The following is a 22,088-nucleotide window of genomic DNA, read 5'->3' on the forward strand; positions in this document are numbered from 1 at the left end:
GGTTTTCCACCGGCACGAGCGGCCCGCCCGCTTGCCCTCGTCCACTCCTGTATTATCTTCCCAGTTACAGACCGAAAGGAGCGCATGGCCCGCAAAGCAGATCGTGCCGGTTACGCGGCACTCGCCCATCCCGAAGATCGCCGCGATCCGTCGCGCCGCGCCAGGGTGGAAGTGGAGTTCGACGAGCAGACCGTGCTGGGCGCGCTGTTCGGTGAATTCGACGCCAATTTGGTCCAGCTCGAAAATCGGCTGGGCGTCTATATCGCGGCGCGCGGCAACAAGGTGCAGATCGAAGGGCCGGACGATGCCGTCGCGCGTGCGCGCGATGTGCTGAAAGGCATGCATCAACGCCTGCTCACCGGGCAGCAGCTCGATGCCGGGGCCATCGAATCGCTCATCGCCATGTCGAGCGAACCCACGCTGGAAGGCATCATCTCCGGCGATGCGGAACGCCCGCCGATCATGATCCGCACCCGCAAGAAGACGATCGTGCCGCGCTCCGCCGCGCAGATCGACTATATGCGGGCACTGGCGCGCGAAGACATCATCTTCGCGCTGGGCCCGGCGGGTACCGGCAAGACCTATCTGGCCGTGGCTCAGGCCGTCAGCCAGCTCATCACCGGCAGCGTGCAGCGCCTGATCCTCTCCCGCCCCGCGGTCGAAGCTGGCGAGCGGCTGGGCTTCCTGCCCGGCGACATGAAGGAGAAGGTCGATCCCTATCTCCGCCCGCTCTACGACGCGCTGTATGACTGCATGCCGCCCGAACAGGTGGAACGGCGGCTGGCCAGCGGTGAGATCGAAATCGCGCCCATCGCCTTCATGCGCGGCCGCACTTTGGCCGATGCTTTCGTCATTCTGGACGAGGCGCAGAACACCACGCGCGAGCAGATGAAGATGTTCCTCACCCGCTTCGGCCAGAACAGCCGCATGGTGATCTGCGGCGACCCGAAACAGGTGGACATTCCCGGCGGCCCGAACATGAGCGGCCTGAACGATGCCGTGGCCCGGCTGGAAGGCGTGGACGGCATTGCCGTCTCCCGCTTCACCTCCGGCGACGTGGTGCGCCACCCGATCGTCGGCCGGATCGTCGAGGCATACGAGGGCAAGGACGGGTAACTTCGTCGCCCCCGCGAAAGCGGGGGTCCCGCTGTCTTTTCAGCCAACAGACAATTCCCGATATCACCTGCCCTTCCAAATCGCGGGATTCCCGCTTTTGCGGGAATGACGAAAGATGAGTAAGGGCGGCTGGATCTACATGACAGGCGACCGCTATCGCGGCGGCATCTACACAGGCGTAACGGGAGATCTGGCGGCCCGCATGGTCCAGCATCGAGCGGGCACCGGCTCGGAATTTGTGGCGAAATATGGCTTCACCCGGTTGGTCTATATGGAATTCCATGATCGGATCGAGGACGCCATCGCTCGTGAGAAGGCGATCAAGAAATGGCGTCGCGCCTGGAAAATCGAGTTGATCGAAACGATGAATCCCGATTGGGATGATCTGTTCGACACACTCAACGCATGAATTATAGCGGGGTCCCCGCTTTCGCGGGGACGACGGAGAAATCTTGGAACTCGAAATCGACATCGAAGAGCCCTGGCCCGCCGGCCAATGGGAAGAACTGGCCGAAGCGGCAGTGGATGCCCTGGCGCAGGTCGCGCCGGAGCTGGGCAATCCGCGCCTGTGCGTGAGCCTGATTTTCACCTCGGACGAGGAAATCCACGCGCTCAATCGCGAATGGCGCCAGCGCGACAAGCCGACCAATGTGCTGTCCTTCCCCATGCTGGAGCGCGAGGACCTGCTTGCCCTGCCCCCGGAAGGCCCGCCCGAATTGCTGGGCGATATCGCCCTCGCCCATGAGACCTGCGCGCGCGAAGCGGCGGAAAAGGGCGTTCCGCTGGAACATCACGCGACTCATCTGATCGTCCATGGATTGCTGCATCTGGCCGGTCATGACCACGAAATATCTCCCGCCGATGCGGACGCTATGGAAGCGCTGGAAACAAAGGCGCTTGCGCTAATGGGAATTGCAGACCCATATGGCGACCGCGAGCAATGACAGGAGATAATAGCAAGGCCATGTCCGACACGGGCAGGACGGGCGAATCCAGCAATGGAGACGCGGACAGTAAAGGCGGCTTGTGGGGTTCCATCCGCCGCTTCTTCGATGCAGACAATGGGGAGACCTCGCTGCGTGCGCAGTTGGAGGAGGCCATTGCCGAGCATGAGGACGAGCATCCCAGCGGCGACGCCGGGAAGACCAATGGCGACCTGTCGCCGCTCGAACTCACCATGCTGCGCAACCTGCTGCATTTCAGCGAACACGATGCCGACGACGTGGCAATTCCGCGCGGCGAGATCATTGCCGTTCCGGCGGATGCGAGCTGGACGGAACTGGTCGCCAGATTCGCCGAGCACGGCCATTCGCGCATGCCGGTCTATCGCGAGACGCTGGACGATGTGATCGGCATGATCCACATCAAGGACGTCTTCACGATCATCGCCACCGGCCAGACGCCGCCGGAAGACTGGACCGGCCTGCTGCGTCAGCCGCTCTATGTGCCCCAGTCGCGCAATGCGCTGGACGTGCTGGCCGACATGCGCGCCCGCCGCACGCACCTTGCCGTAGTGGTGGACGAATATTCGGGCGTCGACGGGATCATCACCATCGAGGATCTGGTCGAGGAAATCGTCGGCGAAATCGAGGACGAGCATGACGACGCGCCCGAGGCGCTGATCGTGCCCATCGGCGAAGGCATGTGGGATGCCGACGCCCGCGCGGAACTGGACGACGTTGCCGAAACGGTCGAGGACCCGCGCATTGCCGAAGTGGAGGAAGCGGTCGACACGCTGGGCGGGCTCGCCTTCGTGCTGGCCGGTCAGGTGCCCGAAGTCGGCGCGATTCTGGAACATCCCAGCGGCTGGCGGATCGAAGTTACAGCGGGGGACGAAACCCACGTAACAAGATTACGCCTGCATCCGCCGCGACGCAATTTTGAGGAAGAGGACTAGGTCCCCCTCTTCAAATTGTATTTTTCGCAACTATTTTCCGGCTGGTTCTCGACAGACCGGGTTTTTCTGACAAACTGTAGTACTTCATGGTAACACGCCGCCTTCCCCCTCTACGTGCGCTCGAAGCGTTCGTGCGCATCGTGCGCATGGGTTCTGCCCGCGCTGCCGCGAATGAACTCGGCCTCTCTCCCTCGGCGCTTTCCCGCCGGGTGACGAGCCTTGAGGAATTCGTGGGCAAGAAGCTGTTCACCCGTGCCCATCAGGCCATGAAGCTGACCGATGACGGGCGCTCCTTCTACGAAGCGATCAATCCGCATCTGGAAGCCTTGGCCCAGGCAGTGGAAGCGCAATCGGAAAACCTGCAGCTGCTGCGGCTGCATCTGGGCGTCTCGCCGCTGTTCGGCAGCCAGCGCCTGTTCCCGCGCCTGCTGGAACTGCGCAAGCTGCACCCGCGCCTGCATATCGACATCGATACCGGCCCCAACCTGCTCGGCCGCGTGGGCGACACGCTGGACGCTGCCATCATCGTGACGGCCGATCCGGACGAGGCCTATTATTCCGTACGGCTGGACCATAACCGGGTCCATGCGATCTGCAGCGAGGCGCTCGCCGCCGAAATCGGCCCCTCGCCCGATCTGGAAACGCTCTCCAAGCAGACCTTCCTGATCCACAACGACCTGCCCGAGAGCTTCGAGGCATGGAAGGAAGCGCTGGGCTTCCAGGCCTTGCAGCCCGCCGCGATAGACCATTACGACTCCGGCCAGCTGATGCTGGAAGCGGCCGCGCAGGGCCTGGGCATCGCGATCATGCATGACGACCATTATCGCCGCGCGACCGGCAAGAAGCTGGCCAAGCTCTACGATGTGGAAGTGGAAAGCCCCTATTCCTACTGGTTCGTCTGCCGGCCCAAATCGCTCGATACGCGGCCGGTGAAGCTGTTCCATGACTGGATGATCGAATCGGGGCTGTAGGGCGCGGATAAACGCTGATCGAATAGTCACCCGCTATCGGCAAGCCGCCTCGCGCATCGCGGCAAATGGAAGAGAACGAACTATTGAAAACTCGTCATGCTGAACTCGTTTCAGCATCCATCTTTCCCAACAGGCTGCTGGACGATCCGGAGAAATGGATCCTGAAACGAGTTCAGGATGACGACAGCAGTAAAACCCACACCCAGCTAAAGATCCGGAAACCTGCTCCCGGCTGAATTTCACCAATAGCGCTAGTTCTGTCCACACAATCCCAGCAAAAAGGCGACCCGGCGCGGCCCTGAAGACCGCACCGGATCGCCCTGAATGCAATCAGCCTGTGCCCTGTCGGGCGATCAGGCCACCGTTGCCTTCACGATCTTGCCCGGATTTGCCGGCGGCTCGCCCTTGGGCAGCGCGTCGATATGTTCCATGCCGCTGACGACCTGGCCCCAGACGGTGTACTGCTTGTCGAGGAAGCGGGCATCGTCGAAGCAGATGAAGAACTGGCTGTTGGCGCTGTGCGGCGCCTGGGTGCGTGCCATGGAGCACACGCCGCGCACATGCGGTTCGTCATTGAATTCGGCCTGCAGGTCCGGCTTGTCGGAACCGCCCATGCCGGTGCCCGTCGGGTCGCCGCCCTGGGCCATGAAGCCGGGGATTACGCGGTGGAAAACCACCCCGTCATAGAAGCCTTCCTTGGCCAGTTCGGTGATGCGGGCCACGTGGCCGGGCGCAAGGTCGGGGCGCAGCTTGATCACGACATCGCCGCTTTCGAGCGAGAAGGTAAGGGTTTCGTCGGCCATCGGGCTATCTCCTAAAGTTCGGCCGCCGATATAGGCCCTGCCGTCAATAAGTCACCCCACCTTGCTTTTGCCTCCCACCGGAATAGGAGGGACCAATGAGCCCAGAGGAACTCGAAGAACTGGAACGCGCACCGGCCGCCGAAGCTGGCACCGGGGAAGAGAAGCGCGAACAGTTCGACAATGAGAACCGCCTGAAGGCCGATTTCGTCCGTGCCGTTTCCGATGCGCTCGAGGAAGGCGACGAGGCGCAGGTCTACGAACTGGTCGAGCCGCTCCACCCCGCCGACATCGCCGACCTGTTCGAACTGCTCGAACGGCCCGAACGCGCGAAGCTGGCCGCCGCCATTACCGACCTGATGAGCGGCGAGGTGATCGCCGAACTCAACGACTATGTCCGCGAAAGCATGGTCGAGGAGCTGGCGCCCGGGGCCGTGGCCGAAATCGCCGAACAGCTGGATACGGACGATGCCGTCCAGCTGATCGAAGACCTCGACGAGGAAGACCAGGCCGCCGTCCTCGCGGAAATGGACCCGGAAGACCGCGCCGCGATCGAAAGCGCGCTATCCTATCCGGAAGAGACCGCCGGCCGCCTGATGCAGCGCGAGCTGATCGCGGTGCCCGAGCACATGAGTGTCGGCGACCTGATCGATTATTTGCGCGAGCGCGACGATCTGACCACCGAGTTCTGGGAAGTGTTCATCGTCGACCACACACACAAGCCGGTCGGCACCTGCCAGCTTTCGTGGATTTTGCGCACTCCGCGCCACATCGCCCTGACCGATGTGATGAAGCGCGACCAGACGCTGATTCCGGTCGCGATGGATCAGGAAGAAGTCGCGCTGCTGTTCCAGAAATACGCGCTGATTTCCGCCGCCGTGGTGGATGAAAGCGGGCGTCTGGTAGGCCAGCTGACGGTCGACGATATCGTCCACATCATTCAGGAAGAAGCGGGCGAGGACGTGCTGCTACTATCCGGTGCGGGCGAAGGCGACATCAACGAGCCGATCCGCGAAGCCTATGGCGCGCGCGTGCGCTGGCTGATCGCCAATCTGCTTACCGCCACGCTGGCCAGCACGATCATCGCCACTTTCGAAGGCACGATCGAGAAGATGGTCGCGCTTGCCACGCTGATGCCCATCGTCGCCGGAATCGGCGGCAATGCGGGCACCCAGACGCTGGCCGTGACCGTGCGCGCACTGGCAACCAACCAGCTCACTGCCTCCAACGCCTGGCGCGCCGTGCGGCGCGAGCTGGGCATTGCCCTGCTCAACGGCAGCACCGTGGCCGTGGTGATCGGCATTGCGGTGGGCCTGCTGTTCCACAATCCGGCCCTTGGCGGCGTGATCGCGGCGGCCATGCTGACCAATATCGTGATCGCGGGGCTGGCCGGCGTATTCGTGCCGCTGACATTGGAGCGCCTGAAGGTCGACCCCGCCATTTCCAGTTCCATCTTCGTGACCATGACGACGGATTCGATGGGCTTCCTCGCCTTCCTCGGCCTCGCGACGTTGAGCGGATTGACCGGCTGACATGCCGCTGCACCTCACCAAGATCGCCTATGGCGCGCAATCCATGGAGGATCTGCGCAGCTGGTTCGAGGAAGAGGGGCCGGAAATGCGCCTCACCACCCGCTATGTGCCCAAGCGACTGGCGGAACTGGAAGGCGGATCGCTCTACTGGATCTACGACCATGCTCTGGTGGGCCGCAGCCCGATCCTGCGCTTTGAACAGCGCGAGGATAATGGCCGCTGGTGGATCGTGCTGGAATCAAAACTGATCCCGGTCGAGCCGCGCGCCAAGCGGGCGCATCAGGGCTGGCGCTATCTCGAGGAAGAAAACGCCCCGCCCGACCTCGGCGAAGGGGCCATGGAAGGCGATGTGCTTCCCGGCAGGCTGGTGAAGGACCTCGCCAAGCTGGGTCTGGTCTGAAACCGATGCTGCGAACGGCAAACGCCGCCATGGCGGCGCTGCTGGAACTGGCTGCACTTGCGGGTTTCTCCGTCTTCGGCTGGTCGCTGGCTGGCGCCCTGCCCTTGCAACTGTTGTCATCCATCGCCTGTGCCGGTGCTATTTCGCTGGCCTGGAGCCGCTGGGCGGCGCCCAAATCGCCCCGCCGCCTGAAGGGCGTGGTGCTGGCCGCGTTCAAGCTGGCGGTCTTCGCAGGCGCTACCGCGGCGATAATGGCGCTGGGTCATCCGGTGCTGGCAGCGACATTTGCGGGCTTTGCCCTGACTCACATCGCTCTCGCTGCGTCGATCCGCGCGCTCTGAATCCTCGGAAAATCAGACTTTACCGTGCCTTCCGGCGGAGGAGAGTCATGCCCCGTGCTTATTTCATGTAAGCCATACTAACATAAAACTTGCACATCCTATTTTTCATGTTACTCAAACTCACATGAAAGACGAATCGAGCAAGACGCGCGACTATCGCCAGTCGGCACGGGCCAAAGCGGCAGAGGAAACGGGCAACCGGATCGTCGACGCCTTCATGGCCCATTTGCAGACCCAGTGGTTCGACGAGATCCGGCTGGACGACGTGGCGAAGGAAGCCGGGGTCACGGTGCAGACCGTCATCCGCCGTTTCGGCGGCAAGGAAGGGCTGCTCAAGGCCGCCAGCGACCGGATGCAGGAAGAGATCGTGGGCGAACGCGCCCCTGCCGCACAGGATGTCGGCGGGGCCGTGGATACGCTGATCGGCGAATACGAGGCGGTCGGCCCGCTGATGATGCGCCTGCTCTCGCAGGAGGATCGCTATCCGGCGATCCGCACCATCGCCGATCGCGGCCGGGCCACGCACCGCCAGTGGGTGGGCGATGTCTTCGCCCGCTGGCTGCCGCTTGTCCCGGCCGAAAGGCGCGAGGCCGTGCATGACCGGCTGGTGATCGCGCTGGACCTCTACGTCTGGAAATTGCTGCGTGCCGATATGGGCCGCAGCGTGGAGCAACTGCGCAAGGCGATGCTGGAAATGGCGGCCGACGCGCTTGGACTTGAACCGGGCGATCTGGAACGCCCCACCCTGCTTACGGAGGCCTGACATGACCTGCGACAAATCCGCCCGCAAATTCCTCATCGCGACCTGGGAAGGCGGCGGCTCCGTGGGGCCCAAGCTCACCGTGGCGCGCAAGCTGATGGATGCCGGGCACGATGTCCGCGTGATGAGTGACGAGTGCAACCGGCTGGAGAGCGAAGCCATCGGCGCGCGCTTCATCCCCTGGACCCGCGCCCCCAGCCGCGCCGACCGCAATCGCGAGAGCGATCCGATTCTCGACTGGGCCCAGGCCAATCCGCTGGAAGGCTTCGCGCAGGCGCTGGATGCCGTCTTCACCGGGCGCGCGCTGGATTATGCGCTGGACACGATCGACGAATTGCGGCGCGAACCCGCCGACCTCGTGATCTCGAGCGAATTGCTGTTCGGCGTCATGGCCGCCTGCGAGACTCTGGACCAGCCCATGGCGCTGATGCCGTGCAATTCGCTGATGTTCCCGCTCACCGATGCGCCGCCCGCCGGCCCGGTGCGGTTCGCGGACATGACGCCGGACCAGCAGGCGCAGGCCGGGGCGATGTTCGCCGCCGCCAGCGCGGTGTTCGACGGCGCCCTGCCCCAGCTCAACGAAGCGCGTGCCCTGCTGGCCCTGCCGCCGCTGGCCTCGCTGATGGATCAGCTCAAGCCTGCCCGCAAAGTGCTGATCGGCATCAGCCGCTTCTTCGACTTCGCGCCGCAAGGCGACCACGGGCGGTACAGCTATGTCGGCCCGCAGCTCGACGATCTGGCCTGGACCGGCAAATGGCAGTCCCCCTGGCCCGCCGACGATGCCCGCCCCCTGGCGCTGGTCGGTTTTTCAACCACCTTCCAGAACCATGTGGCGATCATGCAGCGGGTGATCGATGCGCTTGCCACTCTGCCGGTGCGCGCCTTGGTCACGCTCGGGCCCGCCGTCGATCCCGAGGAACTGACCCCTGCCGCCAACACCGTGCTCGTCCGCAGCGCGCCGCATAATGCGGTGCTGAAAGAGGCGAACCTTGTCGTCACGCATGGCGGCCACGGCACTCTGGCCCGCGCCATGGCGCACAAGCTGCCGGTGCTGGTCATCCCGCATGGCCGCGATCAGGATGGCAATGCCGCCCGCATCGTGGCCCATGGCGCCGGGCTGATGTTGCCGCCCATGGCCGAAACGCACGAAATCCACGATGCGCTGGAGCGTGTGCTCTACGATCGCTCGATCCATCGGGGCGCGCTGCAACTCGGCACCGAAGTGGAACGTGAAATGCGCGAAAGCAGCGTGGTTGAGGAACTCGAGGCCCTGTGCTGCCCGGCCTATGCCTGAACCGTCATTGCGAGCGTAGCGAAGCAATCCAGGGCGGCGTCTTTGGGGCGCTCTGGATTGCTTCGGGCCTTCGGCCCTCGCAATGACGATCCTATCAGGCTGAGAGCGACCTACCCCGCCTGCGACAGCTCCACGACCTTGCGCAGGGTTTCCCGATAGACTTCGGGCTCCTGCGCACCAGGCACCAGATAGCGATCGTTGATGATGAAGCTGGGCACCGAATTGATGTTCGATTCGCGTGCCCGGCGTTCTTCCAGCCGCACGGCGATGCCCAGCGCCTCATCGTCCAGCGCCGCTTCCATCGCCTTGCGGTCGAAGCCGAGATTCTCGGCCACGTCGAGCAGGACGGACCGCTTGCCAATCCGGCGGCGCTGCTGGAAATGGGCGCGGAACAGGGCGAGCTTCAATGCCGTCTGCGCTTCCATCCCTTCCACCGTCAGCGCCCAGCGCAGCAGCTTGTGGGCATCGAAAGTGTTCCACATCCACGGTTCGGGCGGCTCCCCCTCCCCGTCATAATCCATCGGGAAGCCGGCATGCGCCGCGACCTCCAGCAATTGCTCGCGCATTTCCGCGACCTCTGCCGGGCTGCGATCATAGACGGCGGCGAGATGTTCGGCCTGGCTGCGGCCCTCGGGCGGCATGTCGGGGTTCAGTTCGAAAGGCATGAAGCGCACTTCGACGTCGATCTCCCCTTCCAGCTCCTTCAGCGCCTTGGCGAACTGGGTATAGCCGATGGCGCACCACGGGCACATGACGTCGGACCAGATGTCGACCGCGACCTTGGGAAGTTGCCCGGCACTCATTTCGCAAGCCACCATGTCAGCATGTGATAGGCAATCGCCTGAGGAGGAGGCGGGAAGAAGCTGGTGCTTTCCCGGTTCTTTTCGATCGCTTCGGCCACTTCGTCGCGCGTGAACCAGCGGGCATCGTCCAGTTCGGTGCGGTCGATAATCAGCGCGGCGGAATCGGCATAGGCATGGCAGCCGATCATCAATTGCGAGGGGAACGGCCAGGGCTGGCTGGAAATATAGGTCACGTCGCGCACTTTCACGCCCGCTTCCTCCAGCACTTCGCGCGCCACGGCCTCTTCGATCGCTTCGCCCGGCTCGACGAAGCCCGCCAGTGCCGAATAGCTGCCGGGCGGAAAGCGCGACTGGCGGCCCAGCAGCAACTTGCCCTCATGTTCCACCAGCATGATGGTGACGGGATCGACGCGGGGGAAATGCTCGGCAGCACAATTCTCGTTCACGCAATTGCGTTGCCAGCCGCCCTTGGCCAGCACGGAAGGCGCGCCGCATTTGGCGCAGAAGCGATGGCGGGCATGCCAGTCCACCAGACTGCGGGCACAGCCATAGATGGCCATGTCTTCCCCACTCATCGCGGCGATGGCCTGCCAGGACTTGCGGTGGGCATAGGCCGGGCTGGTATCGCCCTGCAGCGGCACTGCGGCAAAGCAGCCGAAGCCGTGACGCAGGCCGAGGAACACCAGTTCGGCATCGTCCGGAGCGTCGGCCAGCTTGCCCCAGGCGAGGCGATTATCCGCGCCCAATTCCGGCGCGAGCCCGTCCATCAGCAGCAGGCTGGCCTGCGGGCTTTTCAGCACCGCGAGCCGTTCGGGATCGGAACGGATATGATCCGCCCGGTCGAGCCCGGACCCGGCAAAGGCAATGGCGGAGACGCAACAGCTCATGCGGTTCCCTTCCTTGCGGCGAGATCGGATTCGACCGCCTTTTCAAACTCGGCATATACCGGATAGGCAGTGGAGGGCATGTATTGCGTGTAGATCCCGCCGCGCAGGCCGCTCGCCATGTCGACAAAGCCCACTGTGCCCGCGGCGCCTGCCCAGCCGAACGCGCTGGTGCCGCCGGCCCAGCCGACTCTTCCGCCCGCACCGAAGCCATAACCGGCAACGGAAGTGCCTACGGTCACTTCGGCATTCGGCAAGAGGTTGGACGTGCCCATGCGCACTGCCGCTTCGCTCATCACGCGCCTGCCCTCGATCCGCCCGTAACCGGCCAGCATCCTGAGGAACCTGTCATAATCGCGCGGGCTGCCCACCAGCCCCGATCCGCCAAAGGGAAAGGCCGGGTGATCGAGATAGATCGAGGCCGTGCCCGGATCGAGCGGCAGGACTTCGCCCTTAACCACGGCATAGGTGGTGGTCAGGCGCCCCGCCTCGCTTTCGGGCACGCGGAACCACGTACTCGTCATGCCGCAGGGATCGAAGATTCGGTCTTTCAGGAAAGCGTCGAAGGTCTCCCCGCTCGCCAGTTCGATCACTCTTCCGAGCAGGTCCAGCGCGCAGGAATATATCCAGCGCGTGCCCGGCTGGCAGACCAGTGGAATTTCGGCCAGCCGATCCGCGAACAGGGCCAGGCTTTCCACCGGCTTGCCCCGCATGAAGCCTTCCATCGGGATGCGGCTGACCTGCCCGGAAATCACCCCGCGCTCTTCCATCAGATCCTTGATCGGCCCCTGCTGCACCACCGAATAGCCGAGCCCGGCCGTATGCGTGAGCAGATGCCGGATCGTGATCGGGCGGGCGAGCGGCTCGAGATTGTCCTCGCTCACCGGCCCGTCATAGACCTTCTGCACCTTCACATCGGCGAAGGCGGGCAGGATTTCGGCCAGCGGCTGGTCGAGATGGAGGCGACCCTCCTCGATCAGGATCATCACCGCCATGCCGGTGATCGGCTTGGTCATGGAATAGAGGCGATAGAGGCTGTCCGCATCGGATTTGCGCGGCCCGCCCATCATGTCGCGCCCTTCGGCCACCATCTGGGGCACCCCGCCGCCCTGCCCCATATAGGCCAGCATATTGGCGACCTTGTGGCTTTCCACATAGCGGCGCGCCATGGCGCGCAGATTGGGCCATGGTTCCTCGACACCGGCGGCGAAGGCGGAAAGCGGCCAGCCGCCAAGCCCCGCCCCGATGCCGAGCGTAATGCCGCCCTGCAGGATGCGACGACGCGACAGACTGGGCTGAATGGTAGACTCCACGCGGCCTCTCCAAACTGTTTTCGTTTTGCCATGCCTAGGCAGCAGGCGTGACGCGCGCAAGGCGGCGCTTTGTGACAGGTGCTTGCAATGCGATGGTGTGTTATTCATATAGAACACATGCTCAACCTGATCTCGATCCTGATCGGCATCGTCGCCTTGGCTCTCGCCATTCCCTCGCAGATTCCGCTGCTCGGCTGGGGCAACTGGATCGTGCTGCCCATCGCCGTTCTGGGCGTGGGCATCGGCGCCCTGTCGCGCCACAATCACGGGCGTAATTTCTGCCTGGTGGTGTTCGCCATCGCCGTGATCCGGCTGATGCTGGGCGGCGGGCTGGTGTGATCCGGCGGAGGAAAGCCTCCCGAAAGTGACACGGAACGCCCGGTGAAACTCCTCGAGCAACACCTCCATAAAGCCCGGCTTTGCGCCACTTTCCGGCACCGGGCGCGAAATGGAGTGTGACCTTTCGTTTTGGCGCGCTTTGAGCGTTTCGAATGGCCGGGTGATTGCAGCCTTCTGACGGGCGGAGATATGTGCAGATCGGCGCTTCATCGCGCAGGATAAACGCCATTCGGGGTGCTGTAGGAAAGCGATTTCTGGGGAGTGTGGTGATTGCGATCACCTGTCTCCGCTCGTCCTGAGCCTGTCGAAGGACGCGCGCGACACCAAGTCCCGACGAAAAACAAACGGTACCGATTGCGTCGCTCCCCTGCCGGAAACGCGGCGCGTGTCCTTCGACAGGCTCAGGACGAACGGGAATGTTTAGGGGGCGATGCCCCCCTAAGTCACCGCCAGCCGGGCAATTTTGGCGAACAGCGTCGGCAGGCCTGCATCCTCCAGCCGGGCGAGTGGCCACCACTCCCCTTCACCGTCCATTTCCATGCCCTTGAGCACCTTGAGCCGCAGGGTGAGGTGGAAGTGCGTGAAGGTGTGCCGCACTGCGCCTGCATCGCGCCAATGCCCGTCCACCGGAGCCTCGCCCGAGCCATCCGCCCGCGCGTGCCAGCCATCGTCCGGCAAGGCCCGCATTCCGCCCAGCATGCCCTCGCCGGGCCGCGTAACCAGCCAGACCTTGCCTGCGCGCTCGATCCAGAAGGCCGTGCCGACCCGCTCCGGCTTGGCCTTCTTCGCCGCCTTTACCGGCAGGCGTGCGGGATCGCCCTGCGCCCGTGCCTTGCAGACACTCGCCAGCGGGCAGAGCAGGCAGCGCGGATCGCGCGCGCTGCAGATCGTCGCGCCCAGATCCATCATCGCCTGCGCGAAATCGCCTGCGTCCCTGTCCGGGGTAATGAGGTCCGCTTTCTCGCGGATTGCCGTCCGGGCGCCGGGAAGCGGATCGTCGATCGCGAACAGCCTTGCGACCACGCGCTCGACATTGGCGTCCACCACCACGGCGCGCCGGCCGAAGGCAATCGCCGCCACGGCCGCCGCCGTATAGGCGCCCAGCCCAGGCAGGGCGCGCAGGCCCTCCTCCGTTTCCGGGAAAGCGCCCAGTTCCGCCACGGCGCGGGCGCATTTCACCAGATTGCGAGCGCGCGAGTAATAGCCGAGCCCCGCCCAGGCGGCCATCACGTCTTCCTCCGGCGCGGCGGCCAGTTCCTCGACCGTGGGCCAGCGGGAGGTGAACTTTGCGAAATAGGGAATCACTGCCGCAACGGTAGTCTGCTGCAGCATCACTTCGGACAGCCACACGCGGTAGGGTTCCGGCGGCGTCTCGCCCGGCAAGGCGCGCCACGGCAGCCTGCGCGCATGAGTGCGATACCAGCCGAGAAGCAGCTCTGAAATCGTCGCGCTGGCGTCCATCGGGGCGCTATGGCATGGCGAAGCCGATCATGGAACGGGACGATGGAAAAGCCGGGCGAAAGCCCCCGAAGGCGAAGGTCGCGAAGCGCTACGAGCGCCCGCGCGGCGGCCCGGCGCGCGCCATTTCCGACCTCATGCCCGATATCGGCCGCACGGCCTTTCGCCGCTTCGGCTTCATCCAGTCCAGCGTCGTCACTCGCTGGCCGGAGATCGTCGGGCCCAAGCACGCCGAAGTCTGCGTGCCCGAATCGATCCGCTTTCCGCCCGGCGAGAAGAGCGACGGCATCCTGCAGCTCACTGTCGCTCCGGCCCATGCGCCGCTGATCCAGCACGTGATCCCCGAGATCATCGAGCGAGTGAACCGTTTCTTCGGCTACAAGGCGGTTGCGCGGGTGAAATTGCGGCAAGGCGCGGTTAAGGCGCCCTATGCTCAACGCGGCGCGGGCAAAACCGGCTCGCCGCCGCCCTCCCTGAAGCCGATCCCGATGGAACTGGGCGAAAGCCTGCGCGACATCGGCGATCCGGAACTGCGGACGGTGCTGGAGAGTTTGGCGCGCAGCCTGGGTGCGCAAGAGGAAGGGGAACAATGAAGGGTCTGATCCGTGCCGCTGCAGTAGTCGGCATCGCGCTGATGAGCGTGGGCGCCACGCCCAACTGGCTTGTGACAGTCAGCAAGACCGATGGCGGCCACCTGCTGGGCAATCCCAATGCCAAGGTGAAGCTGACCACGTTCGAAAGTTACACATGCCCGCATTGCGCTAATTTCGAAAAGGAAGCCGCCGCAGAACTGCGCATTTCCTATATCCAGTCGGGCAAGGTCTCGCTCGAAGTGCGCCACGCGCTGCGCGATCCGGTGGACCTTACTGCCGCCATGCTGACCGAATGCGTGGCCCCGGGTAAGTTCTTCGCCACGCATCAGGCCATTTTCCGCAATTTCGACCAGATCGCCCGAACCCTGACTTCGTCCTCCAAGGCGCAGCAGGATCGCTGGTATGCGCAGGACAAGGCCGCCGCGCGGCGCGCCATCGCGTCCGATTTCGGCTTCTATCCGCTGGTTGCCACACAGGGCCTGACCCGCGCACAGGCCGATCAATGCCTCAACAACAACGCGCTGGCCCAACGCCTTGCCGAACAAGACAAGGCGGATGAGACCAAATTCAAGATCACCGGCACGCCCACCTTTATCCTCAACGGGGTGAAGCTGATCGCAACTTATGACTGGTCGCTGCTCAAGCCGCAGATCGACGCGCGGCTCTGACATCAAATCGGGGGGCTAAGCTGTGCAAAACCAGCGCCGCGCTGCCCTCTTCGCTTCTATGCTCACGCACGATGGGCTAGCCTCAAGGGATTGATCACGATGGATGCCATGAAGAACTTCCGCCGAATTGCCGCCCTTTCCGTCGCCCTTCCGCTCACACTGGTCCTCGCGGCCTGTGGCAGCAGCGACGATGCGGAAGGCGAATTGCCGAAAGCCGCCGAGCCGATCGCCCACATCGCCCCGCCCGCTGGGCAGCAATGGGCCGATGTCGCGGCGGAAACGCCGGAGGGCGGGTTCCGCATCGGCAATCCCGACGCTCCGCTCAAGCTGGTGGAATATGCCAGCCACACCTGCTCGCACTGCGCTGAATTCTCGGTGGACGGCGCGGAAAAGCTGCGTGACGATTACGTCGCCAGCGGCGTGCTGAGTTATGAAATCCGCAACCTCATCCGCGAACCGCTGGACCTTACCATCGCCACGCTCGCGCGCTGCAGCGGCGCGGCTGCGTTCCATCCGCTGGCGGAGCAGGCCTGGGCCAATCTGAGCCCGATCTTCGACACTGCGAACAAGAACCAGTCCGTCTACGCCGCTGCAATGCAGAAGACGGGCGGCGAACGCTTCCAAGGCATTGCCGAGGCCGCCGGCCTGTACGACTTCTTCGCCCAGCGCGGCATCAGCCGCGATCAGGCGATGCAGTGCCTGTCCGACGTGAACAAGATCACCGAAATCGTGAACCGTTCGGACAAGGACGCGAAGGACCTCGATATTACGGGCACGCCCACCTTCTTCCTCAACGGCAAGCGGATCCAGTTCACCACCTGGGAAGCGGTGGAACCGGTCCTCCAGAATGCCGGCGCGCGCTGACGGGCCCGCATAAAGGACGGCGATGCGGATCAGGAAGCTCAAACTCAGCGGTTTCAAGAGCTTCGTAGAACCGGCAGAGTTGCGCATCGAACCGGGGCTGACGGGCGTCGTCGGCCCCAATGGTTGCGGCAAATCCAACCTGCTCGAAGCGATCCGCTGGGTGATGGGCGAAAACTCGCCCAAATCCATGCGCTCGGGCGGGATGGAAGACGTGATCTTTGCCGGCACCGCCCAGCGTCCGCCCCGCGCCTTTGCCGAAGTCGTGCTGCATGCCGAAAGCGGCGATGGCGAGGAACTGGAAGTCACCCGCCGGATCGAACGAGGCGCAGGCAGCGCCTATCGCGTCAACGGGCGGGACGTGCGCGCCAAGGACGTGGCGCTGGTCTTCGCCGATGCCGCCACGGGAGCGCATAGCCCGGCACTGGTGAGCCAGGGCAAGATCGCCGCCGTCATTGCCGCCAAACCGGCCGAACGCCGCATGATGCTGGAAGAGGCGGCCGGTATCGCGGGCCTCCACGTCCGCCGCCGGGATGCGGAGAGCAAGCTGCGCCAGACCGAGGCGAACCTCGCCCGGCTGGAAGATTTGATGGCGGGGCTGGACACGCAGATCGCCTCCCTGCGCAGGCAGGCAAAGCAGGCTGAACGCTACAAGGCGCTGTCCGAAAAGATTCAACTGGCTGAGGCCCGCCTGCTCTTCGCCCGCTGGCGCGATGCCGCTGCGGCAGCCGACGAGGCCCGCAAGGCCGCCCGCGCGGCTGACGAGCGCGTCAGCGTGGCTCAGAAGGATACGGCTGAGGCCCAGAAGACACAGGCCGAACTCGCCCAGAAGCTTGCCGATGCGCGCGAGGAACTGGCGGACCGGCGCGACGATTCCACGGCCCATGGTCACCGCATGGCCGCGCTCACTACCCAGTTGGAAGCCGCCGAGCAGCGTCTGGCCGACCTCCAGCGCCAGCAGCGCAGGCTCGAGGAGGATCGCGGCGAGGCTGACCGGCTGACGCGCGACGCGGCCGAGGCGCTGGCCCGGCTGCAAGCGGAACTGGCCCAGTCCGAAAAGGATTTGCAGGACGATGAGGCGCGCCGCCCCTCCTTCCTGATCGCGGCCGAAAGGGCGGAAGCCGCAGCCCGCGCCGCCGAACTGGACCTTGCCCGCGCCACTGCGGATCACGCCGGAGTCGAGGCCGAATGGCGTGTCGCCGAAGCGGAAGTCGCTCAAGCCGGGGCGCGGCTTGCGCGTCTGGAAGCCGAGGCGCGGCGGCAGGACGATATGCGCGCGGCATTGTCCAGCGCAGGCGATCCGGAAGAGGCAGTCACTTGCGCAAGGCAGGCCGCAGAGGATGCAGCTAAGCGCCTTGCCGATTTGCGCGACGGGCTGACCTCCCGGCAGGAACGCAAGAACGAGCTTTCCGCCGCACGCGACGAGGCTGCCAGCGCCTTGGCCGCGACTAAGGCGGAACTGGCGGGGACTGAACGTGAATTCAATGCCTTGCAGCGCGATCGTGAGGCGCGGGCGAAGCAGGCATCCAACAAGCATGGCCTGCCCGCTGCGCTGGACAAGGTACGCGCCGCCCCCAGCTTCGAACGCGCGCTCGCCGCCGTGCTCGGCCGTGACGCCAAGGCGCCTTTGGGCAAGCCCGATGCCGGAACCGAAGGCCGCTTCTGGGCAGGCAGCGACGCACCCGCGCCAGTGCCGGATAATCTGGCCGCCCATGTGCCCGAATGCCCGCCCCAACTCGCCGCGCGGCTTGCCCTCGTCCATGTGGCGGATAGCGACGATGGTCGTGCGCTGAAGCCGGGCGAATGGCTGGTGACGAAGGACGGCTTCCTGCGGCGCTGGGACGGTTTCCTCGCGCGCGGGGAAGGTGCGGCGGAAGCGGCTCGGCTGGAGGCGGAGAACCGCTTTGTCGAACTGGAAGGACAATTGCCGCCCAAGCGAGCCGCCGCAGCCGAGGCTGAAGAGCGGCAGGCGACCACGCAAAGCGAACTGAGCGCCTTGCAGCAGGCATTGATCGCGGCCGAACGCGAGATTGCACAGGCGTCCGAGGCGGAACGTGCAGCGCTGCGCTCGCTAGATCAGGCGGAAGCCGCGCGGGAACGCCACGCCGCCCGGCTTGTGGAACTGGATACGGCCAAGGCCGACCTTGCCGAACAACGCCAGACTGCCGAGGCTGAACTCGCCGCCACGCAGGCAAAACGCGCCGCCCTGCCCCATCCCGAGACCGGCCGTGCCGCCCTTGCAGCTGCGCAGGCGAAGCATGAGGCCTCCCGCACAGGCATGCAGTCCGCCGCAGCGGCCCTTGCCGCCCATGACCAGGCACTCGCTGTTGCGCGCGAACGGCGCGCAGCGCGTGCCGCCGACATCAAGGGCTGGGAAGCGCGCGCAGGCGATGCCACCCGGCGCCTCGCCGACATGGAGCGCCGCTTCGAGGAAATCGCCGAGGAACGCGCGGTGATCGAGGCCAAGCCCGCCTCGCTGATGGCGGAGATCGAGCGCGGCGATGAAGTGCGCGCCCGGCTGGCGGAAGAACTTGATGCAGCTGAAACCGCACTCGCCGCCGTGACGCAGGCAGCGCAGGCCGCCGACAGCCTGCTCGCCCGGCTCAACGAGGCTCTGTCCACTGCGCGCGAGGAACGCGCCGGTGCCGCTGCACGTGCGGAAAACGAGGAATCCCGGCGCGAGGAAATGTCGCGCCTTTCGGGCGAACGCTTCCAGTGCTCGCCCCCGCTGCTGTGCGGCCGCTTCCAGTTCGAGGCGAGCGAAGTGGCCGGATCGGCGGAAGAAACCGCCACGATGGACCGGCTGACGGGCGAACGCGAACGCATCGGCCCGGTCAATCTCGTCGCGGCCGAGGAACTGGAGAAGATCGAAGCCGAACACGGCGCCAGCGCCGCCGAACAGGCTGAACTGGCCGAAGCGGTCAATCGCCTGCGTGGTTCCATCGGCAATCTCAACCGCGAGGGGCGCGAACGCCTGCGCGCGGCGTTCGAGGAAGTGGACCAGCATTTCCAGCGCCTGTTCACGCGCCTGTTCGAAGGCGGCAATGCCCATCTGGCGCTGGTCGATTCCGACGATCCGCTCGAAGCCGGCCTTGAAATCTACGCCCAGCCGCCGGGCAAGCGGCTCCAGTCGCTCACTCTGCTATCCGGCGGCGAGCAGGCGCTCACCGCCGTGGCGCTGATCTTCGCCCTGTTCCTGACCAATCCTGCACCGATCTGCGTGCTGGACGAAGTCGACGCACCGCTGGACGACGCAAATATCGACCGTTTCTGCGACCTGCTGGAGGCGATGACGCAGGAAACCGACACCCGTTATCTGATCGTCACTCACAACGCCGTGACCATGAGCCGCATGCACCGGCTGTTCGGCGTGACCATGGTGGAAAAAGGCGTCAGCCGCCTCGTCAGCGTGGACCTTGGCGGGGCGGAGCAATTGCTGGCAGCGGAGTGACCGGCAGCGGGAGCTCAGATCCGCCGGGCTGAGAGCTGATCGCACCAGTGATCGTGGCGTTCACCCATCACGCGATCGAACGCGAAAGCCAGTTCTTCCGCGTCCAGTTCTTCGACCCGCTCGAAGGTGAATGCCTCGGCCCCATTTTCCCGCCATGCCTGCTGCAAGGTGCGATGCGGACATGAGCCGAGACGCAGGCTGAACCACAGCCGATTGTGGATCGTCGAAAGATCGGGGCCCCGCCCCACCCAGCACTCGCCGGTTGCGGTACACCGCACGGCATAAATGCCGGGTATGACGTCTCGTTCCTTGTAAGCCGCTATGGCCGCGCGGCGTTTTTCCTGTTCCATCACCGGCCCTTCGCTCAGATATTTTTACCCGGATACATTATTTGCCGCAAAAGGCAATTACGCCCGGATAAAAATGTAAGCTGCGCGCCGGAACAGAGTCGTCCCTATCCCAACACCAGTTGCGGCCCCGGGCCGCGTGCCGCCATCCGGTCATCCTTGTTGTAGAGCTGGCATTTGTGAAGACTGAGGCAGCCGCAGCCGATGCATTGATCGAGCTGGTTGCGCGTGCGGGTAAGCAGCTTGATCTTCTCGTCGATAGCCACGCGCATGGACCTGCTGATGCGCTGCCAATCGTTGATCGTGGGAGTGCGGCCCTGCGGCAATTGCGCCAGTTCCGCCTCGATCTCCGCCAGCCCCAGCCCCAGCTTCTGGGCAATGAGGATGAAGGCCACCCGGCGAATGTCGGAGCGCAGGAAGCGCCGCTGGTTCCCCCCCGTCCGCAGCGAGGTCAGCAACCCCTTGGATTCATAGAAACGGATAGCCGAAACCGCCACGCCGGTGCGGCGGGCGAGTGTTCCGATCGGTATCAACTGATCATTGCCCATTTCAGAAATCCCCCGGACCCGAATGTGCGAACCCATAGCTTGACCTCAACTTAGCTTGAGGTTGCAGAAGGGGCAAGCGCGGCGATTCGCAGCTCGCAATGGCTAACGCGCACGTAAGACAACTGGATGAAGGAATTGCCCTTATGACCCTGAAAACGCGCGCTCGCGGCCTGCTCGAACATGCGAACCTCACCGTCTCCGATCCTGAACGCTCATCCGCCCTGCTGCAGGACCTGCTCGGCTGGCATGAACGCTGGCGCGGGGAATCCGCCATGGGCGGATGGACGATCCATGTCGGTGACGAAATGACCTATCTGGCGCTCTACACGGACGAAAAGCCGCATGCGCGTTACGCCAAGGGCGCGCCGCTCAATCATGTCGGCCTGCTGGTGGATGATCTCGGTGCAGCAGAAGAAGTCGTAAAGTCTGCCGGCCTAACGCCCTTCAACCATGCGGATTATGCGCCTGGGCGGCGGTTCTATTTCTTCGACTGGGACGGGATCGAGTTCGAAGTGGTAAGTTATCGGTAAACCCACTCCCCCTCAGCCACCCCGCTTATCCTGAGCCGCCCACCACATCCGCCCATCCTGAGCTTGTCGAAGGACGCGCGCTGCCAGTCGCCCCTAGTGCGAGCGGTTTCCCGTGGCCTTCGACAGGCTCAGGCTGAGCGGGGGTGGGTAAGGCTTTCCCTCACGCATTCCCCGCCACGAAACAGGCCGCCGCCACCAGCAACCCGGCAAAGCGGTTGGAACGGAAGCGATGCAGTGCGTTGGCTCCATCCTCCGGATCGAGCGTCAACACCTGCCACGCGAAATGAACCGCGGCCGGGGCCAGCGCCAGCAGCGCCAGCCAGTCCTCCCGCAGCAGCCAGATCGCAAGACCGAAGAAGAACACCGCGCTGCCGAAGAACCCGCCCACCCCGGCGCGGACATTCTTGCCGAGCGACAATGCGCTGGAGCCAATGCCCACCAGCGCATCGTCTTCCCGGTCCTGCAAGGCGTAGATCGTGTCATAGCCGATGCACCACAGGATCGCCCCGGCATAGAGTGCGGCCAGCACGTCCAGCCGGTCGCTTCGCAAGGCGATCCAGCCGACCGGCGCGCCCCAGGTAAAGACGAGCCCCAGCCATGCCTGAGGCCAGCCAGTGATGCGCTTCATGAAGGGATAGGCCGCGACCAGCGCAAGGCTGCCCAGCGCCACCAGCTGCGCGACAGGGCGCAATTGCAGCAGCACCACAAGGCCGACAGCGCAGAGCGCCAGCAGCCACGCCCAGGCAGCCGTGCGGCTTACGCGCCCGCTCGCCACGGGGCGCTGGGCAGTACGCGCCACCTGCCGGTCGATATCGGCATCGACAATATCGTTATAGACGCAGCCCGCACCGCGCATGGCGACAGACCCCAGCAGCATCCACAGCACGAGTTGCCATTGCACCCCTGCCCCCGTCAGCCACACGCCCCAAGCGCAGGGCCAGAAGAGCAGCCACCAGCCAATCGGCCGGTCGAACCGGGCCAGCGAGGCATAGTCACGCAGCGGCAGCGGCAGACGGGCGACGAGGCCCTTGTGCTCGCTATCGGGAACGATCTCGCTGGCCGGTGCGGGTTGGGTCATGCCCGCCGCCCTAGCCCATTCGCGCCATGCACGAAAGGAGGGCGTCCCCTGTCTGTTAGGCGCAACCTCTTGTGCGCGACATGGGTTGCGCAAGGCAACGCATC

At 64.6% G+C, this 22,088-nt stretch carries 25 protein-coding genes; 17 read left to right on the forward strand and 8 right to left on the reverse strand.

The genetic code is table 11. The features are described 5' to 3' along the window. The first annotated feature begins 84 nt into the window (after positions 1-84). The 6 genes from WFP36_RS04270 to WFP36_RS04295 all read left to right on the forward strand — a co-directional run bounded on the left by WFP36_RS04270 (position 85) and on the right by WFP36_RS04295 (position 4,220). Positions 85-1,116 (forward strand): PhoH family protein, encoded by a 1,032-nt coding sequence (locus WFP36_RS04270; protein WP_336978147.1) that lies wholly within the window; start codon positions 85-87, stop codon positions 1,114-1,116. A gap of 115 nt (positions 1,117-1,231) precedes the next feature. Then, positions 1,232-1,525 (forward strand): GIY-YIG nuclease family protein, encoded by a 294-nt coding sequence (locus tag WFP36_RS04275; protein ID WP_336978149.1) that lies wholly within the window; start codon positions 1,232-1,234, stop codon positions 1,523-1,525. A gap of 43 nt (positions 1,526-1,568) precedes the next feature. Then, entirely contained in the window at positions 1,569-2,060 is a 492-nt protein-coding gene (gene ybeY, locus WFP36_RS04280; RefSeq protein WP_336978150.1) for an rRNA maturation RNase YbeY, read from the forward strand. 20 nt (positions 2,061-2,080) lie between these two features. Further along, positions 2,081-3,013 (forward strand): hemolysin family protein, encoded by a 933-nt coding sequence (locus WFP36_RS04285; RefSeq protein WP_336978697.1) that lies wholly within the window; start codon positions 2,081-2,083, stop codon positions 3,011-3,013. An 86-nt stretch (positions 3,014-3,099) separates the two neighbouring features. Further along, positions 3,100-3,984 (forward strand): LysR substrate-binding domain-containing protein, encoded by an 885-nt coding sequence (locus tag WFP36_RS04290; protein ID WP_336978152.1) that lies wholly within the window; start codon positions 3,100-3,102, stop codon positions 3,982-3,984. A gap of 65 nt (positions 3,985-4,049) precedes the next feature. Then, entirely contained in the window at positions 4,050-4,220 is a 171-nt protein-coding gene (locus WFP36_RS04295; RefSeq protein WP_336978153.1) for a hypothetical protein, read from the forward strand. A 117-nt stretch (positions 4,221-4,337) separates the two neighbouring features. On the opposite strand, the gene WFP36_RS04300 is transcribed toward WFP36_RS04295, so the two are convergent. Beyond that, positions 4,338-4,787: a peptidylprolyl isomerase gene (locus WFP36_RS04300; protein WP_336978155.1), complete on the reverse strand. Its 450-nt coding sequence runs from the start codon at positions 4,785-4,787 to the stop codon at positions 4,338-4,340. A gap of 95 nt (positions 4,788-4,882) precedes the next feature. On the opposite strand from WFP36_RS04300, the gene mgtE reads away from it, so the two are divergent. The 5 genes from mgtE (at position 4,883) to WFP36_RS04325 (ending at position 9,111) form a co-directional block, all read left to right on the forward strand. Beyond that, on the forward strand, positions 4,883-6,316 hold the full coding sequence (mgtE, locus tag WFP36_RS04305) for a magnesium transporter (protein WP_336978157.1): 1,434 nt from the start codon (positions 4,883-4,885) through the stop codon (positions 6,314-6,316). A 1-nt stretch (position 6,317) separates the two neighbouring features. Beyond that, complete coding sequence (locus WFP36_RS04310) at positions 6,318-6,716, forward strand: DUF1489 family protein (protein WP_336978159.1); 399 nt, start codon at positions 6,318-6,320, stop codon at positions 6,714-6,716. A gap of 5 nt (positions 6,717-6,721) precedes the next feature. After that, positions 6,722-7,057: a YrdB family protein gene (locus WFP36_RS04315; RefSeq protein ID WP_336978161.1), complete on the forward strand. Its 336-nt coding sequence runs from the start codon at positions 6,722-6,724 to the stop codon at positions 7,055-7,057. A 124-nt stretch (positions 7,058-7,181) separates the two neighbouring features. Then, on the forward strand, positions 7,182-7,820 hold the full coding sequence (locus WFP36_RS04320; RefSeq protein WP_336978163.1) for a TetR/AcrR family transcriptional regulator: 639 nt from the start codon (positions 7,182-7,184) through the stop codon (positions 7,818-7,820). Position 7,821: 1 nt separating this feature from the next. Next, a complete protein-coding gene (locus tag WFP36_RS04325; RefSeq protein WP_336978165.1) occupies positions 7,822-9,111 on the forward strand; it encodes a glycosyltransferase in 1,290 nt (429 codons plus the stop codon). A gap of 110 nt (positions 9,112-9,221) precedes the next feature. Here WFP36_RS04325 and WFP36_RS04330 read toward each other — a convergent pair whose 3' ends face one another. From WFP36_RS04330 to WFP36_RS04340, 3 genes are read right to left on the reverse strand one after another with little or no spacing between them, the layout of a single operon-like run. Beyond that, positions 9,222-9,914 carry a DsbA family oxidoreductase gene (locus tag WFP36_RS04330; protein ID WP_336978167.1) on the reverse strand — a complete coding sequence of 231 codons (693 nt, stop codon included), beginning with the start codon at positions 9,912-9,914 and terminating at the stop codon, positions 9,222-9,224. Continuing rightward, positions 9,911-10,801 carry an NAD(+) diphosphatase gene (gene nudC, locus WFP36_RS04335; protein ID WP_336978169.1) on the reverse strand — a complete coding sequence of 297 codons (891 nt, stop codon included), beginning with the start codon at positions 10,799-10,801 and terminating at the stop codon, positions 9,911-9,913. Before nudC ends, WFP36_RS04330 begins: the two co-directional genes overlap by 4 nt. Next, on the reverse strand, positions 10,798-12,111 hold the full coding sequence (locus WFP36_RS04340) for a serine hydrolase domain-containing protein (RefSeq protein ID WP_336978171.1): 1,314 nt from the start codon (positions 12,109-12,111) through the stop codon (positions 10,798-10,800). The genes nudC and WFP36_RS04340 overlap by 4 nt, the downstream gene beginning before the upstream one ends. Positions 12,112-12,228: 117 nt before the next feature. Here WFP36_RS04340 and WFP36_RS04345 point away from each other — a divergent pair, with 117 nt between their 5' ends. Next, on the forward strand, positions 12,229-12,450 hold the full coding sequence (locus WFP36_RS04345; protein ID WP_336978172.1) for a hypothetical protein: 222 nt from the start codon (positions 12,229-12,231) through the stop codon (positions 12,448-12,450). Between the two features lie 438 nt (positions 12,451-12,888). On the opposite strand, the gene mutY is transcribed toward WFP36_RS04345, so the two are convergent. Further along, a complete protein-coding gene (gene mutY / locus WFP36_RS04350) occupies positions 12,889-13,911 on the reverse strand; it encodes an A/G-specific adenine glycosylase (protein WP_336978174.1) in 1,023 nt (340 codons plus the stop codon). A gap of 29 nt (positions 13,912-13,940) precedes the next feature. On the opposite strand from mutY, the gene WFP36_RS04355 reads away from it, so the two are divergent. From WFP36_RS04355 to WFP36_RS04370, 4 genes are all read left to right on the forward strand, one after another. After that, positions 13,941-14,501, forward strand: coding sequence for a DUF721 domain-containing protein (locus WFP36_RS04355; RefSeq protein WP_336978699.1), 561 nt, complete (start codon positions 13,941-13,943; stop codon positions 14,499-14,501). Beyond that, the gene (locus WFP36_RS04360) at positions 14,498-15,169 is read left to right on the forward strand and encodes a thioredoxin domain-containing protein (protein ID WP_336978176.1); all 672 of its coding nucleotides are present in this window, start codon (positions 14,498-14,500) and stop codon (positions 15,167-15,169) included. The genes WFP36_RS04355 and WFP36_RS04360 overlap by 4 nt, the downstream gene beginning before the upstream one ends. A 99-nt stretch (positions 15,170-15,268) precedes the next feature. Beyond that, positions 15,269-16,033: a thioredoxin domain-containing protein gene (locus tag WFP36_RS04365; RefSeq protein ID WP_336978178.1), complete on the forward strand. Its 765-nt coding sequence runs from the start codon at positions 15,269-15,271 to the stop codon at positions 16,031-16,033. Positions 16,034-16,055: 22 nt separating this feature from the next. Continuing rightward, complete coding sequence (locus WFP36_RS04370; protein WP_336978180.1) at positions 16,056-19,481, forward strand: chromosome segregation SMC family protein; 3,426 nt, start codon at positions 16,056-16,058, stop codon at positions 19,479-19,481. A gap of 14 nt (positions 19,482-19,495) precedes the next feature. On the opposite strand, the gene WFP36_RS04375 is transcribed toward WFP36_RS04370, so the two are convergent. Together WFP36_RS04375 and soxR are read right to left on the reverse strand one after the other, a co-directional pair. Beyond that, positions 19,496-19,831: a GIY-YIG nuclease family protein gene (locus tag WFP36_RS04375; protein WP_336978182.1), complete on the reverse strand. Its 336-nt coding sequence runs from the start codon at positions 19,829-19,831 to the stop codon at positions 19,496-19,498. A gap of 104 nt (positions 19,832-19,935) precedes the next feature. Next, positions 19,936-20,376 carry a redox-sensitive transcriptional activator SoxR gene (soxR, locus tag WFP36_RS04380; protein WP_336978184.1) on the reverse strand — a complete coding sequence of 147 codons (441 nt, stop codon included), beginning with the start codon at positions 20,374-20,376 and terminating at the stop codon, positions 19,936-19,938. A gap of 143 nt (positions 20,377-20,519) precedes the next feature. On the opposite strand from soxR, the gene WFP36_RS04385 reads away from it, so the two are divergent. Next, positions 20,520-20,906, forward strand: a complete 387-nt coding sequence (locus WFP36_RS04385) for a VOC family protein (protein WP_336978186.1) — start codon at positions 20,520-20,522, stop codon at positions 20,904-20,906. A gap of 160 nt (positions 20,907-21,066) precedes the next feature. Here the strand turns inward: WFP36_RS04385 and ubiA are convergent, their stop codons facing one another. Next, the gene (ubiA, locus tag WFP36_RS04390) at positions 21,067-21,984 is read right to left on the reverse strand and encodes a 4-hydroxybenzoate octaprenyltransferase (protein ID WP_336978188.1); all 918 of its coding nucleotides are present in this window, start codon (positions 21,982-21,984) and stop codon (positions 21,067-21,069) included. Positions 21,985-22,088: the final 104 nt, after the last annotated feature.

Origin of the sequence: Fulverythrobacter fulvus (assembly GCF_037154085.1) — a bacterium.
Lineage (GTDB): Bacteria > Pseudomonadota > Alphaproteobacteria > Sphingomonadales > Sphingomonadaceae > Andeanibacterium > Andeanibacterium fulvum.